Source organism: Anaerovibrio lipolyticus DSM 3074 (assembly GCF_900141865.1).
Lineage (GTDB): Bacteria > Bacillota > Negativicutes > Selenomonadales > Selenomonadaceae > Anaerovibrio > Anaerovibrio lipolyticus.
This window is the reverse complement of the sequence record NZ_FQYW01000005.1, coordinates 59,768-73,712: the sequence shown is the minus strand read 5'-3', so window position 1 is coordinate 73,712 and position 13,945 is coordinate 59,768. Positions and strand designations below refer to the sequence as shown.

The following is a 13,945-nucleotide window of genomic DNA, read 5'->3' as shown; positions in this document are numbered from 1 at the left end:
TAGGTGGGGGGAAAACAAACTACAACAGCTGGCGAGCATATCTCCCAGCTCGTTGAAACGCTAATTGGAAGATTTTTCTTCTAAAGAAGAAAAATTTGAACAATGGCGTTATAAGAAAGATAGAGCCTTTTTATGGGCTCTATTTTTTTCCACGCTTTATTTTCCCTTGACTATAGGAGGAAAATTTAGGAAAATATAGTATAAGAGTAAAACTATGTTTTAATTTACATTAGTTTAGGGGAGGCACTTGCCTTATGGGTGTTGCGGAAAGGGTATCTGCTCTTGATACATGCTTAAAAGAATACTTATGGCGGTTTACCGAAGGAAAGGATAATGCTGAGTCCCACAACAGGGAGCTGCTAAAAGCTCTGCGGGAAAGTATGGACTGCGGTCTTGCTTTTGTGATGACCAGAAACTCGGCTGGTGATAGTATTTCAGTGGCGGAGGTAAGCTTTGAGGCCGGCGATGACAAGCTAAGCGGTGCTAAGTTTGAGGTTGACAGCCAGGAAGCCAAAAATCTCATTCAGGTTTTGGATGAAAACTCCGTTGGTACTGAAGGTCTGTCCTTTTTAGGGGAGAATTTTAACAATTCTGTTCTTTATTATGCTGTTGTGGTTATGGATGAGCTATGGGGCCTTGTTGGCGTTATGGATATCCATAATACGAACCGTATCTGGTCTGATGAGGATAAGAATTCCCTTTCCAAGGTAGGTAAGATTTTTGCCCTTCAGATTGAAAATGTTCATCTGAAGGATGCTTTGGTTCGCACTGAAAATGCCAATAAGTCCAAGCGGCAGTTCTTATATGATATGTCCCATGATATCCGCACCCCAATGAATGCAATTATCGGTTTTGCAACGCTGGCAGGAAGTCATCTTCAGGAGTTTGAACGTGTCCAGGCTTATCTGGATAAGATTACTGCATCCAGTAAGCATCTTCTCAGCCTATTTAATGATGTACTTGATATTACCCGTATTGAGGATGGTCGGGTTCATTTGGAGGAGCTGCCACAGTCCTTGGGCGATATGATGAATGATATAAAGAATATCATTCAGGGTCAGGCTGCTGCCAAGGAAATAAACTTTTTGATGGAAACCGCTGGTGTAGTTCATGAGCGGATTTTCTGTGATCGGCTGCGGTTTAATCAGGTGCTCTTGAATTTAATTAGCAATGCTGTTAAATATACCAACCAGGGTGGTGATGTAACTGTTACCATCAGTGAGGTTCCTTCCCACAAGGAAGACCATGTGTCCATTGATTTTGAGATTAGGGATAACGGTATTGGTATGAGTCCTGAATTTGTGGAGCATATCTTTGAGCCTTTTGAGCGCGAAAACAATACCGCAAGTAATGTGGTTCAGGGTACTGGTCTTGGTATGGCCATTACCAAAAATATAATTGATCTCATGGGTGGCGATATAGTTATTAACAGTACCCAGGGAGAAGGAACTCAGGTGCTGCTGCATCTGGATATGAAGCTGCAAAGCGATGTATATGTGGATGGCGATGTAGAACAACTGCCAGAAGTGGTGGGGAAAAAGGCTCTTATTGTGGTTGATTCCGATGATACTTGCCACAGCCTTATGGGAATCCTTGAAACCTTGGGTTCCGGAGTTGAGAGTACCATGTCCGGGGATAAAGCACTGCTTCTCGCTGAACAGGCAAAGGATAAGGGCGAGGAATTCGATGCATACTTTGTCAGCTGGCGTATAGATGATAAAGTTGGCGGCCTTGAGATAGTGAAGCAGCTTCGTCAGCTGGTGGGCAACGCTGCACCAATATTCATTATAACAGATGGTGTGTATTCCGGTGTTGAGGAAGCAGCTTACAGCTCTGGGGCTTCTGCCTTTATAGAAAAGCCTCTGTTCCTGTCGGATGTGAAGAAGTCCATTAAGGGTGCTATGAGCATGCGTGATACGGATACAGAGGAACATTCCATTGCTTTGGAAGAGTTTATGGGCAGACGCATCCTGTTGGCAGAGGATAACAAGATGAATCAGGAGATTGCCATTACCATTCTTGAGGAAGCAGGGTTCTTTGTGGATCTGGCTGAAAATGGAGAAGTGGCAGTAACCAAGGTTACGAATCACCCACCAAAGCATTATGACGTAATCATTATGGATATAAAGATGCCTATTATGGATGGTTATGAGGCCACCCGTAGGATTCGCTCTCTGGAGGAGGAAGGCAAGAAGGATGTGCCTATTATTGCTATGACAGCAGACGCCTTCTTTGAGGATCGTCAGGCGGCTTTTGCCTGTGGTATGAACGAGCATCTTGCCAAGCCTATTGACGTGGAGAGATTGTTTGCTATACTGAAATCTCTGCTTGTTTAAGATTTATCTGTATAATATTAAAATATTCCAATAAAAATAGACTGCTTTTGCAGTCTATTTTTGCGTTTCGTATAATTTTTTCTGTATTTCGTTGTAGGCATCCATTGACATAACCACCAGATTTTTGTCATTGGAGCGCTGTACGAAAATTGTTTCTTTTTCATCTGTGGCTTTATCAGCATAGATGGTAAATTCCTTCAAAAAATCAGATGATGGAACAGCTATCATATATAACCCCTCCTTTTAGCATGAGGTTTTTCCAAGCCTTGGATGGCTGGTAGGTCGCAGGCTTCTGAGGCGAATGGTTTTGATGGCTTCCTCAAGGTCCATATCCTCTCTGGCAGCCTCGTACTCATATACGCATATGGGATGCTCCACGCCAAGCTCACTGGCAGGCATGTAGACGAATTCTGCCGTTTCATTGTCACCGAAGATTACGCCAGCCCTAAGCTGTGATTCAGTCATTGTGGCCATGGTGAACCTCCTTTATTTTAGAACATATCCCGTTTCCACAGCAAATAGCCACAGATAACCACCAATATACCGGCAATGCCAAAGATATAGCTGAAAGCCCAAGTACTTTCTGACATTGGCACAGGCACATTCATGCCGAAAAAACTGGATATAACCGTTGGTATTGCCAACAAAATGGTGACAGCAGCCAAGAATTTCATGACTTGATTTAGGTTGTTGGAAATAATAGAGGAGAAGGTATCTGCCAGACGGGCAAGGATTTTGCTGTACATCTCAACCATTTCCTTGGCCTGTTTATTCTCGATGATAACGTCCTCCAGCAAATCCTCGTCTTCCTCGTAATATTTCAGCATAGGCTGCATGGTGGAGTTGGTCCTTAGGCGCATGAGCTTGTCCAGCACCGCACCGTTGGATCGCAGGGAAGCGTTAAAGAATGTCAGTGATTTTTGTAATTCCAGGAGCTTCAGAATTTCCTGATTTCTCATGGAATGACGTAGGTTGCGCTCAATTTCATCGGACTGCTTGCTTATCTGTCGCAGATAGCTAAGGTAGAAGGTGGCAGACCGATAAAGAATCTGGAACAGGAACCGGGTCTTTTTGAAGGTGCGGAAGAACCGGGCATTCTTTTCGTTGAAATATGAAAGCACAGGGGTTTCTTCCAGACATACGGTAATGATATATTCTTCAGTGACAATAATGGCCAAAGGCAGAGTATCGTAGCCGCCTTCTTCCCGAATGACAGGAACATTGGTCAAAATCATGACACTGTCGTCCTCAATATCAATATGGGAGCGTTCCTCATCATCAAGTGCTGAACGGAGAAAATCAGGCTCAACCTCGGTAAGGTTGCCTACCACTTTCAATTCGTATGGTGTAGGGGCAACAATGTTAATCCAGGCACCGTTTTCCAAGGTTTTCAGACTTAATTCAGTGAGAGGACCATTCTCGTGTGATTTGTAAATTTTGAGCATTATGGTACTCCTTTCCATTTGAAAGAGACCATAAGCCCTTGCAGAATACTGTTATTTTATAAAATAATGGCAGGAGAAAAGGGATACGGTCTCAGTATTTTTTATTAATTCACCCGGGGGTTCCGGACTAGGATAATCAGTATCCATTTTTCCTCACCAACTTTTCATTTTATTTTGAATCTTATGATATATATTTAATATATTTAAAGACCATTAAAATATTACTACCAGAGTCGGCTTTCGTCAATGGTTTGCTTTATAATAATATTTTGCCAGTAGCAAAATTTTAACAATGGCGTTATAATAAATCGGTTGAGTTATGTTTAGGAGGAATTTTATGCAAAGGAAACGTTCTGCATCCACTATAAAAATAGGTGCAGTGTTAATAATGCTGGTTCTGTTTTTGATAATATACCTGATAAATCCCGCCTTCTTTAATGAGCTGTGGGGAGTATGTCTCAGCGGTGATATGAAGCAGGTGGCAGATTATATAAATTCCTTTGGCCCCTGGGCCATGGTGTTCAGCTTTCTGTTGGTGCTGTGCGTCAATGCCATAGGATTTCCCCCAGCCATTATTTTTTCTTCGGCAAATGCACTGATTTTTGGCATTGTACCGGGAATTATTCTGGCCTGGTTGGCTGAAACAGTAGGAGTGGTTATCAGCTTTTTGTTGTTGAGATTTTTATTTAGGGATGCGGCAGAGGAAGTTATTGCCAAATATTCCTATTTAAAGAAAATAGATGATATGAGTGGCAGGGAGGGCTTTAAAATAATGCTTATTGCCCGTCTGGTGCCATATCTTCCATCGGGTTTGCTTAATGCAGTGGGTGCTCTCAGTAAAATGAGGCTAAAGGATTACACGCTGGCGGCCCTTATCGGCAAGCTGCCATCTACTGCCATTGAGGCCATGATTGGTCATGATGCGGTAACTGCCAGTGAAAATCCATATCGCCTGGTATTTAATATTGTGCTGGCTGTGGTGGTGGTAGGCTCTTTTCTCCTTTATGAAAAGCGCAAGAAAAAACAGCAGAATGTTGAGGAATGATACGAATCATGAAAAGAATATTTTTTCTGGATAATTTAAAGGCATTTATTATTTGCCTGATGATAGTGTTTCATATAGCCATGAGCTATATGCAGTATGCCCCTGAATGGTGGTATGCAGTGGATAAAAGTGATCCACAAATGTCCTTTACTGTGTTTGTCGTCTGGGCGGACATTTTTATAATGCCGGTTATGTTTTTTATTTCCGGTTATTTTGGCATCATGTCCCTTTCCCGACAACCAGCAAAAAAATTCTGGACATCAAAGCTGATGCGGATATTTATTCCTTGGGTGCTCGGTGTTATTATACTGGCACCTGCTGTTACGTATCTAATCTTTTTGACCAGACATGTGCCACTTCCTTTTATGGAATTTTTGAATAAGGTGTTTTTCTTCGGACCTCTTTTTTCTCACACTCAGTATTGGTTTTTGGGGACTCTGTTTTATCTCTATATTCTTTTGTTTGTTGTGGCAAAAATCAAGCCAGTTATTAAGGAAAAACTCACACCAGCTGCTCCGGGGAAGGCGTTCTTTTTGATAATTGCCATACTGTCGTACACCTTGACAGTGGGAGCTTATTATTTGGTGGGTGGCAACAACGATAATTGGTCAAAGGTATGGCCAATTTTCCTTTATCAGCCCACAAGGATTTCCCTTTATGTAATATATTTCTTTGCCGGCGTATATGCCTGGAGAAAGCAGTGGTTCACGGAAAAGGGGTTCAGACTGGATCCCACTGTCTGGATACCGGCCTTTATTTTTACGGGAGTATTTTATACTGGATATGCCTTGTTCGGTCAGCTGACAGCTTCTCCTGTAACATTTATGGTGATTAAGTCAGCCCTTCATAGCTTGTTTGCCATGGCCTCTGTATTTGGTTTGTTGGCATTGTTCCAGTCCAAGCTGGATTATACCAATGGATTTTTGAAGGCGGTTAGTGATAATTCCTATACTATGTACTACAGCCACATGGGATTGGTTATGCTGGTGGTATGGGCTCTTATGGGGGTGGCTTTGCCAGTGTATGTAAAATACATTTTTGCTTGTATATTGGGCCTGGTGGTTACCTATGTGGTAGGAAGAATACTGATGCTGCTTCCTTTCTTCGCCATTAAGAAATAACGTGGCCAGACCTTTGAAAAATCTTGATTTTGCTTTGTATTACTCTGTATAATTATTAGCGGAGAATTGTGTAATGGAGGTTTATTAACAGAATGAAAAGAAGCTATGGCACGTTAATCGTGTTTGTAATAATTGGTGCCATTCTTGGCGGCATAATTGGCGATTTGCTGACAGGAGTGGATGCCTTGTCCGGCGTAATGCCTTACCTGGTTCATACATATCCGGTGCTGGATATGACTCCGGCCACATTGAATCTTTATGTGATCAAGCTGACTGTTGGCTTGTCTTTTACACCAAACCTTATGAGTATTTTAGGTATGGTAATTGCTATTATTTTGTTCCGCCGTTATTAAGAGGTGCATGATGATAATATTGGCGTCAGCATCTCCCCGCAGGCGGGAGCTTTTGGAGCAAATCGGCTGTAAATTTGAGGTTATAACAAGCAACGCCGATGAAATTACAGATGCCGGTCTGGAGCCTCACCAGCTGGTAGTACAAAACGCGCATTTAAAGGCAGCAGCTGTGGCAGCTGAGCATCCGGAATATCCGGTGCTGGGCTCAGACACAGTTGTAAGCCTTGATGGACATATATATGGTAAGCCTCGGGATAAGGAGCATGCCAGAGAAATGCTAAAAACTTTTTCCGGAAGAACTCACCAGGTTATAACTGGTATTGTTCTTGCATGGAAGGGTAAGTTCTGGCAGGCATGGGAAACGACAGAGGTTGTGTTTTCTCCTTTATCCGCAGATCAGATTGATGCTTACATAGCCACTGGAGAGCCGGCTGATAAGGCTGGAGCCTATGCTATTCAAGGCAGGGCGGCTGTGTTTGTAGACGGAATCAGAGGTTCTTACTCCAATGTCGTAGGTTTGCCGCTCCATTGTCTTGATGGTCTTGCCCGGAAAGCGGGGATTGATTTATATGACAATGGTGAAGGATCTTCCAGTTGATGACCGTCCACGGGAGAGGCTTATGGCCTATGGCCCGGGAATTCTCAGCAACGCTGAGCTTCTGGCAATATTGCTAGGAAGTGGATCCAAGGAAAAGTCGGCAATGCAGTTGGCTCAGGATATTCTGAGTCAGCATCGTGAGAGCGGGGTATTGGCTCTGGCTACAATGTCTGTAGAGGAGCTGATGGAGTACAAGGGTATTGGCTCAGCTAAGGCCACATTATTGGCTGCAGCGGTGGAGCTTGGTAAAAGACTGGGGTTAAATACCACAGTTCAAAAACCTGTTGTGCGTTGTCCCGCTGATGCGGCGGATTATGCAATGCCCAGGCTGCGTTTTCAGCAACGTGAGCATTTTGCTATCATACTGTTGAATATCAAACATCATATTTTGTCCATGCCAATTATATCCATAGGCAGTCTGACAGCTTCAGTGGTTCATCCACGGGAGGTGTTTAAGGCAGCTGTCCAAAATTCTGCGGCGGCTATGATACTGGTTCACAACCATCCCAGCGGAGATCCCTCTCCCAGCAAGGAGGATTTGAACATTACCAGGCAGCTAATGGAGGCTGGAAAGCTAATGGATATACCTGTACTAGATCATATTGTCCTGGGAGATAATAAATATATTTCCCTTAAAGAGGAAGGTATGATACAATGACATGTGGCTCATTATTTTTGGGCCAAATTAAAAGAAACAATATATAGGCCTTTGAATTAATCGAAATGCCTACCACTTATATTGAAGGGAGTTATTTATTTATGTGGAGTTTATTTGGTGGTTTATCCCATGATATGGGTATTGATTTGGGTACTGCAAACACCTTGGTACATGTTAAGGGCAAGGGTATTGTTCTTCGTGAGCCATCTGTTGTTGCGATAAAGAGCGATAGTGGTGAGGTACTGGCGGTAGGTGATGATGCTAAGCGCATGCTGGGGCGTACTCCAGGCAGCATCATTGCAATTCGTCCTATGAAGGATGGCGTTATTGCTGATTTTGATGTAACTCAGGCTATGTTGAAATATTTTATCCGCAAGGCAATGAACACCAAGTCTTTTGTTCGTCCTCGCGTTGTTGTAGGAGTTCCTTCCGGCGTTACCGAGGTTGAGAAGCGTGCTGTAATCGATGCTGCCCAGCAGGCTGGTGCCCGTGAGGCATATCTGATTGAGGAGCCTATGGCTGCGGCTATTGGTGCAGGCCTTCCAGTTGAAGAGGCTACTGGCTCCATGGTAGTTGATATCGGCGGTGGTACTACTGAAATCGCTGTAATTTCCCTTGGCGGTATTGTAACCAGCTGCTCTATCCGTATCGGTGGTGACGAGATGGATTCTGCGATTATACAGTACATCAAGCGCGTATATAATCTGATGATTGGTGAGCGTACTGCTGAAGAGATCAAGATTACTATTGGCTCTGCTATCGTAAATCCAAATGCTGATAAGACCATGGATATCCGTGGCCGTGATTTGGTAAGCGGTCTTCCTAAAAATCTTACCATCAGAGCAAGTGAAATTCGTGATGCTCTCAGTGAGCCTGTATACAAGATTATTGATGCTGTAAAGGGTACTTTGGAGAAGACTCCACCTGAATTGGCAGCAGACGTAATGGATCATGGTATTATGATGACTGGTGGCGGCGCTCTCCTCAGTAATCTGGACAAGCTCCTTAGCAATGAGACTGGTATGCCGGTATTGGTATCCGAGGATGCTCTCTCCTGCGTTGGTGAAGGTACCGGCCGTTCCTTGGAGAACATTGAGCTCCTGAAGCGTGTTGTTATGACTACAAAGAAGTTGAGATAAGATGAGCAGGATTAGACGGGATAATAATGCACGAAAGACAACTTGGATGCTCGTGGTGGTAGCTCTAAGTATCTTTGTGATTATTTTTTTCGCCGCCCGTGGCCGTATGACACCTGTTTTGACCAGTCCTGCTGTAGTTTCGGCTTTGGCTCCGTTTCAGCGGGCCATTTCCTGGGCTGGGTCCCAGGTCAACGGTGTGGCTACAACTGTATGGGAAGTTGCAACTGTATATTATCAGAACAAGGAGTTGCGTGAAGAGGTTATTACCCTTCGCCAGCAGAATCTTCAGGCGTATGAATACGCAGCTGAAAATATGCGTCTAAGGGAAATGCTTAATTACAAGACTACAGCTGTTCAATTTGATTTGATGCCGGCCAAGGTTATTGGTCGGGAGTCTTCCACTTGGACCAGTATGATTGTAATTAATCGTGGCTCCTCTGATGGTATAGCAAAAAATATGCCTGTGGTAACGGAAAAGGGCCTTGTAGGTGTGATTACTGAGGTTTCTCCAAATGCCTCCAAGGTTCAGTTAATCCTTGATCCACGCTCATCTGTGGGTACCTTGGTGCAGCGTCCGGAGTCCAGGGTTGCCGGTATTGTTCAAGGCAATCCAAGTGATCCTATGCTTCCTCAGATGATCAACATTCCCCGCAATGCAGATGTAATTGAGGGGGACGTTATTGTTACCTCAGGCTTTGGTGGCGTTTATCCAAAGGGATTGCTTATAGGCTCTGTAGCTAATATTCAGAATGATGATGGTGGCCTTTTGGAGATTGCTTATCTTTACACAGCTGTAGATTTCCAGAAGCTGGAGGATGTACTTATCATTACAGCCTCCCGTGAAGCACCACCAGAGCCATTGACTGCTCCTAAACAGACCCCTGGAACGGAGACTGACAAGGATGGCAATCCAATAGGTGGGGATGGAAACTGATGAAGAATTTTCTGGCCTGGCTATTATTTGTTTTAGTAGTTTATGCATTTCAGTCCGCCTTTATGCCATTGGTGTATTTTTATGGTATTGGGCCGGATTTAATATTATTGATGACCAGCTCTATAGGCTTCCTCAATGGAAAAAAAGTAGGCAGCTTTGCTGGTTTTCTACTGGGTCTTTTTGAAGATCTGGCCACAGGGACTTTTTTTGGATTAAATGCCTTTACCAAGCTCATTGTAGGTTATGTATGTGGCGTTTTTTCCACTAGGGTGCTAAAGGACAGCTTTGGACTGCCAGTTACGGCATCAGTCCTGAATACGGCGGCAGTTTTCCTTATGACTGAGGCTATAATGCTGCTGTTGGGGTACCGGTTTAATATATTCACACATTTATATACTAAGCTTGGTCCTCTTATTTGTTATAATATAGTGTTTGCTTGGCCGATACATTGTGCCGTAAGATGGCTGCATAAGAAAACAGCAGATAAGAAATAACGAGTGTGGGAGTTTTTTGAGTGAACACAAACACAAATAATATAGAGTTTGGCGGCCGCCTGCGGGTAATTGGCTATATTATTGTGCTGGTTATTGCAGTGCTGATAGGCCGCATTGGTTATTTGCAGCTATATGATGGTGACCATTATGCAAGTCTTGCTGATGGTAACCGCATTCGTATAGTGCCTGCAGTAGCTCCCCGTGGAACGTTTTATGACAGAAATGGCAATATGATGGTAACTAACAGACCTGGTTTTGCAGTGTCCTTGCTGCCATTGACGGAGCCAATTTCTGATGATGTTATAAATCGCCTATCAGAGCTTCTGAAGGTTCCCAAGGGGACTATAAATGAAAAGATTGATGCCCATATAGGCTTTGATCCTATTCGTATAAAGACAGATGTAGGTCCTGAAATACTCAGTATTATCGCTGAGCAGAAGGATCTTTATCCCGGAGTAGTGGTGGAGGTTCTGCCAATCCGGGAATATATTTACAAGGAACAGGCTGTACACGTATTTGGTTACGTTAGTGAAATTAACGATGCTGAGCTGGAGGCCAAAAAAGATTCTCCTCACAAATACAAGATGGGTGATATCATTGGTAAGGCCGGTTTGGAACGGGTATATGACTTGGAGCTGCGCGGTGAAGACGGCGGCGAGCAGGTGGAGGTAGATGTTACTGGTAAGCCTGTGGAAATCCTTGGTAAGAAAAATCCTGTTCCTGGTTCTGATCTCTATCTGACCATTGACAAGGATATTCAGGCAGCCGCAGAAAAGGCTGTGGATGAACAACTGGTGGCTGTAGGTGCCAAAGCAGCAGCTGTGGTGGTTATGAATCCACAGACTGGAGAGGTGCTGGCCATGGTCAGCCGTCCATCCTTTGACCCTAATTTGTTTGTAGGTGGTATTTCCTCTAAAAATTGGAATGCCATTAATAATAATCCAAATCATCCAATGGACAATAAGGCTATTACTGGTGAATATCCACCGGGCTCAACCTTTAAAATTGTCACTGGTACTGCAGCTTTGGCAGAGCATGTGGTTACCCCGGAGGAAAAAATCTTTGACTCTGGTAAGCATTGGATAGTAGATAAGGGAAATGCAGACGGAGAGGCTCTTGGTTATATCAACTTTGAAGAGGCCATGGCCCACTCCGATAATGTATATTTCTACGAGATGGGTAACCGTCTCGGTATTGATCGCCTTGAAAAATATGCCCGCATGTTTGGCCTTGGAAAGCCTACTGGCATAAATCTGCTGTTTGAGGCAGAGGGGCTGGTGGCGTCTCAGGAGTACAAGCGCAAAGTATTTGATGAAGACTGGTATTTGGCGGAAACCTTTGATGCTGCCATTGGACAGGGCTTTAACAATGTTACGCCTATTCAGGCGGCCATGGTAATGGGCGAAATTGCTGCTGACGGCAAGCGGTATAAGCCATATCTGGTGGATAAAATTGTGGATCCAGATGGCAAAACCGTAAAGAAATTCAAGCCGGAAGTAGTGGGGCAACTGGAAGTTGAGCCTCAACATATAAGACTGGTTCAGCAGGGCTTAAAGGGCGTAACGAAATATGGTACTGCGGCATCTGTTTTTAGAGGCTTTCCTATTGAAATTGCTGGTAAGACCGGTACTGCGGAGAACCCTCATGGCCGTGATCACGGCTGGTTTGTGGCCTATGGACCGTTTGATAATCCAAGTGTTGTTGTGGCAGTTATCGTGGAGCAGGGCGGTTATGGTGCTGCTTCAGCGGTTCCAATCGGCAGAAAAATTCTGGAGGCGGCCTTCAATATTCCGGACCCTGCCAAGCAGGCGGAGCTGGAGCGTCAGAGAAAACAGGCAGAGCAGGCCCATAAGAACAAGAAGAATAATTCCAATTCCAATAACAAGGCCCAGGAGCAGCCCGCTGTTGTAAATAATGCCCCAGGGGCAGGCAAGGGATATGGTGCTGCAAACGGCAAAAAATAAATTTATTGTTTTATCATTTTATCTTAATATAAGATAGGTGGGGAGAATATGAGCAGGGATTTGGTAACCATAAAGGGGGGCAAGGATGGCTTCCGTTTATTGGTAGATAGTTCAGCCAGCATGGAGGAAATCGAAGCTGAAATTAAAAAGAAGCTCGACGAAAATCCAGGCTTTTTCCCGGAGGGAACCAAGTTTGAGCTGGAGGTAGCTGACTTGGACCGTTCCGTCAAGAAGGGGATTAATCAAATATTAAGTCAGCGTGGCTTGGGTGTGGAGCTGTCTGTAAAGAAGGATCCGCCACCAGCAACAGATGAACAATCACAGATGCCACCGCAGTATTTCATTCAGCATGATGGCAATGTGGAAGCCCAGGAAATGACTGTGGTGGAGCACACTGTCCGTGGTGGTGAGGAGGTCACCAGCCAGGGCTCAGTGCTGGTTATGGGGAATGTTAACCCTGGTGCTCAGATTATTGCCGGGGGCAGTATAGATGTGCGGGGGACCTGTCGTGGCATGGTTCACGCCGGTGCCTGGGGAGATATTAGTGCCGTGGTTATTGCTGACAGGCTTATGCCAACGCAGATTCGTATAGCTAATATGATTGCCCGTTCTCCTGATATAATGGAGAAAAGTGATTTTGCCGAAAGGGCATACATTAAAGATGGACAAATTATTATTGAACCGATAGAAAGGTAGGATTTATAAGAATGAGTGAGGTTATTGTTGTTACTTCCGGTAAGGGTGGTGTAGGCAAGTCCACCACGACCGCAAACCTTGGTGTGGGTCTGGCTATGCGTGGTAAGAAGGTTGTTCTGATTGATACCGATACCGGCCTCCGTAATTTGGATTTGCTCCTTGGTCTTGAAAATCGCATTATGTACGATTTGATTGACGTGGTTGAGGGCCGTGTAGAGATTAAGAAGGCTCTGGTACGTCACAAGAAATATGAAAATCTGCAGCTTTTGCCTACTTCCCAGGTAAAGGACAAATCTGCGGTAAATCCTGCCGATTTGATGGCTCTTTGTGATGAGCTTCGAAAGGAATATGATTTTGTGATTATTGACTGCCCAGCAGGCATTGAACAGGGCTTCCAGACTGCAATTGCTGGTGCGGATACTGCTATTGTAGTTACCATGCCGGAGGTTTCCGCTGTTCGTGACGCTGATAAGATTATTGGTGAGCTGGGCCGCTCTGAAAAGGATAATATTAAACTCATTATTAACAGAATCAGACCTGCTATGGTAGATAGCGGTGAGATGATGGATATGGATGATATCAATGATATACTTGCCATCAAGTGTATTGGTCAGGTTCCGGATGATATCAAGGTTGTAACCTCCGCTAACCGCGGTGAGCCAGTTGTTGGTGATAATGATTCCCAGGCTGGCAAGGCTTATGAGAATATTGTGGGACGTCTCCTGGGTGAAGATATCCCGTTCATGGAATTTGAAAAGGAAGGCTTCTTCAAGAAACTTATGAAGGCCTTCAAGCTTTCCAAAGACTGATATTGAGGGGGACTTACAGATGCTTGATTCATTAAAGCGTATATTCGGTAATGAGAAATCCGGCAAGGTGGCCAAGAAGCGCCTGCAGATGGTTCTCATTCAGGACAGAGCCAGCGTGTCGCCAGAGGTGATGGCAAAGCTGCGGGATGATATTATTCAGGTTATATCTAAGTATATGGTTATTGATAAGACCGACATGGAAATTTCTTTGGAGAGTGTTGATGATTCTGTAGCACTGGTGGCCAATATTCCGGTACAGAACATGAGACATCATAAATAAGAAATACGAAACTGCTGCGCATCAGTGTGGCAGTTTTCTTTTAATTTTGCTATATTTGGTTGTTCTTTCACAT

At 44.2% G+C, this 13,945-nt stretch carries 16 protein-coding genes; 13 read left to right on the top strand and 3 right to left on the bottom strand.

From position 1 onward, the window contains the following. The first annotated feature begins 254 nt into the window (after nt 1–254). A complete protein-coding gene (locus B6K08_RS02565; RefSeq protein ID WP_080325281.1) occupies nt 255–2,336 on the top strand; it encodes a hybrid sensor histidine kinase/response regulator in 2,082 nt (693 codons plus the stop codon). Nucleotides 2,337–2,390: 54 nt separating this feature from the next. Here the strand turns inward: B6K08_RS02565 and B6K08_RS02560 are convergent, their stop codons facing one another. The 3 genes from B6K08_RS02560 to B6K08_RS02550 are packed head-to-tail and all read right to left on the bottom strand — an operon-like array spanning nt 2,391 to nt 3,781. Then, the gene (locus tag B6K08_RS02560) at nt 2,391–2,564 is read right to left on the bottom strand and encodes a type II toxin-antitoxin system Phd/YefM family antitoxin (protein ID WP_027396368.1); all 174 of its coding nucleotides are present in this window, start codon (nt 2,562–2,564) and stop codon (nt 2,391–2,393) included. 15 nt (nt 2,565–2,579) lie between these two features. Next, a complete protein-coding gene (locus B6K08_RS02555) occupies nt 2,580–2,810 on the bottom strand; it encodes a hypothetical protein (RefSeq protein ID WP_080325280.1) in 231 nt (76 codons plus the stop codon). 17 nt (nt 2,811–2,827) lie between these two features. Next, on the bottom strand, nt 2,828–3,781 hold the full coding sequence (locus B6K08_RS02550; protein WP_027396370.1) for a magnesium transporter CorA family protein: 954 nt from the start codon (nt 3,779–3,781) through the stop codon (nt 2,828–2,830). A 337-nt stretch (nt 3,782–4,118) separates the two neighbouring features. Between B6K08_RS02550 and B6K08_RS02545 the strand changes: the two genes are divergently transcribed. The 12 genes from B6K08_RS02545 to minE all read left to right on the top strand — a co-directional run bounded on the left by B6K08_RS02545 (nt 4,119) and on the right by minE (nt 13,872). Further along, entirely contained in the window at nt 4,119–4,826 is a 708-nt protein-coding gene (locus B6K08_RS02545; protein ID WP_080325279.1) for a TVP38/TMEM64 family protein, read from the top strand. A gap of 8 nt (nt 4,827–4,834) precedes the next feature. Beyond that, nucleotides 4,835–5,947, top strand: coding sequence for an acyltransferase family protein (locus B6K08_RS02540; protein WP_159446669.1), 1,113 nt, complete (start codon nt 4,835–4,837; stop codon nt 5,945–5,947). Between the two features lie 92 nt (nt 5,948–6,039). After that, complete coding sequence (locus B6K08_RS02535) at nt 6,040–6,300, top strand: DUF4321 domain-containing protein (RefSeq protein ID WP_039212049.1); 261 nt, start codon at nt 6,040–6,042, stop codon at nt 6,298–6,300. A 10-nt stretch (nt 6,301–6,310) separates the two neighbouring features. Further along, entirely contained in the window at nt 6,311–6,898 is a 588-nt protein-coding gene (locus B6K08_RS02530) for a Maf family protein (protein ID WP_039212052.1), read from the top strand. Next, a complete protein-coding gene (radC, locus tag B6K08_RS02525; RefSeq protein WP_039212055.1) occupies nt 6,870–7,556 on the top strand; it encodes a RadC family protein in 687 nt (228 codons plus the stop codon). The genes B6K08_RS02530 and radC overlap by 29 nt, the downstream gene beginning before the upstream one ends. A 101-nt stretch (nt 7,557–7,657) precedes the next feature. Then, nucleotides 7,658–8,695, top strand: coding sequence for a rod shape-determining protein (locus B6K08_RS02520; protein ID WP_027396376.1), 1,038 nt, complete (start codon nt 7,658–7,660; stop codon nt 8,693–8,695). Nucleotide 8,696: 1 nt separating this feature from the next. Further along, a complete protein-coding gene (gene mreC / locus B6K08_RS02515; RefSeq protein ID WP_052212589.1) occupies nt 8,697–9,629 on the top strand; it encodes a rod shape-determining protein MreC in 933 nt (310 codons plus the stop codon). After that, the gene (gene mreD, locus B6K08_RS02510) at nt 9,629–10,123 is read left to right on the top strand and encodes a rod shape-determining protein MreD (RefSeq protein ID WP_080325277.1); all 495 of its coding nucleotides are present in this window, start codon (nt 9,629–9,631) and stop codon (nt 10,121–10,123) included. Before mreC ends, mreD begins: the two co-directional genes overlap by 1 nt. 20 nt (nt 10,124–10,143) lie before the next feature. After that, nucleotides 10,144–12,087 carry a penicillin-binding protein 2 gene (mrdA, locus tag B6K08_RS02505; RefSeq protein WP_080325276.1) on the top strand — a complete coding sequence of 648 codons (1,944 nt, stop codon included), beginning with the start codon at nt 10,144–10,146 and terminating at the stop codon, nt 12,085–12,087. Between the two features lie 48 nt (nt 12,088–12,135). Beyond that, complete coding sequence (gene minC / locus B6K08_RS02500; protein WP_039207105.1) at nt 12,136–12,783, top strand: septum site-determining protein MinC; 648 nt, start codon at nt 12,136–12,138, stop codon at nt 12,781–12,783. Between the two features lie 11 nt (nt 12,784–12,794). Continuing rightward, the gene (gene minD / locus B6K08_RS02495) at nt 12,795–13,592 is read left to right on the top strand and encodes a septum site-determining protein MinD (protein ID WP_080325275.1); all 798 of its coding nucleotides are present in this window, start codon (nt 12,795–12,797) and stop codon (nt 13,590–13,592) included. A gap of 19 nt (nt 13,593–13,611) precedes the next feature. Then, nucleotides 13,612–13,872: a cell division topological specificity factor MinE gene (gene minE / locus B6K08_RS02490; protein ID WP_080325274.1), complete on the top strand. Its 261-nt coding sequence runs from the start codon at nt 13,612–13,614 to the stop codon at nt 13,870–13,872. Nucleotides 13,873–13,945 lie beyond the last annotated feature (73 nt).

Bases quoted from the DNA above. Each gene is read 5' to 3' on its own strand.
- B6K08_RS02565 (WP_080325281.1), top strand. From the start codon at position 255: ATGGGTGTTGCGGAAAGGGTATCTGCTCTTGATACATGCTTAAAAGAA.
- B6K08_RS02560 (WP_027396368.1), bottom strand. From the start codon at position 2,564: ATGATAGCTGTTCCATCATCTGATTTTTTGAAGGAATTTACCATCTAT.
- B6K08_RS02555 (WP_080325280.1), bottom strand. From the start codon at position 2,810: ATGGCCACAATGACTGAATCACAGCTTAGGGCTGGCGTAATCTTCGGT.
- B6K08_RS02550 (WP_027396370.1), bottom strand. From the start codon at position 3,781: ATGCTCAAAATTTACAAATCACACGAGAATGGTCCTCTCACTGAATTA.
- B6K08_RS02545 (WP_080325279.1), top strand. From the start codon at position 4,119: ATGCAAAGGAAACGTTCTGCATCCACTATAAAAATAGGTGCAGTGTTA.
- B6K08_RS02540 (WP_159446669.1), top strand. From the start codon at position 4,835: ATGAAAAGAATATTTTTTCTGGATAATTTAAAGGCATTTATTATTTGC.
- B6K08_RS02535 (WP_039212049.1), top strand. From the start codon at position 6,040: ATGAAAAGAAGCTATGGCACGTTAATCGTGTTTGTAATAATTGGTGCC.
- B6K08_RS02530 (WP_039212052.1), top strand. From the start codon at position 6,311: ATGATAATATTGGCGTCAGCATCTCCCCGCAGGCGGGAGCTTTTGGAG.
- radC (WP_039212055.1), top strand. From the start codon at position 6,870: ATGACAATGGTGAAGGATCTTCCAGTTGATGACCGTCCACGGGAGAGG.
- B6K08_RS02520 (WP_027396376.1), top strand. From the start codon at position 7,658: ATGTGGAGTTTATTTGGTGGTTTATCCCATGATATGGGTATTGATTTG.
- mreC (WP_052212589.1), top strand. From the start codon at position 8,697: ATGAGCAGGATTAGACGGGATAATAATGCACGAAAGACAACTTGGATG.
- mreD (WP_080325277.1), top strand. From the start codon at position 9,629: ATGAAGAATTTTCTGGCCTGGCTATTATTTGTTTTAGTAGTTTATGCA.
- minC (WP_039207105.1), top strand. From the start codon at position 12,136: ATGAGCAGGGATTTGGTAACCATAAAGGGGGGCAAGGATGGCTTCCGT.
- minD (WP_080325275.1), top strand. From the start codon at position 12,795: ATGAGTGAGGTTATTGTTGTTACTTCCGGTAAGGGTGGTGTAGGCAAG.
- minE (WP_080325274.1), top strand. From the start codon at position 13,612: ATGCTTGATTCATTAAAGCGTATATTCGGTAATGAGAAATCCGGCAAG.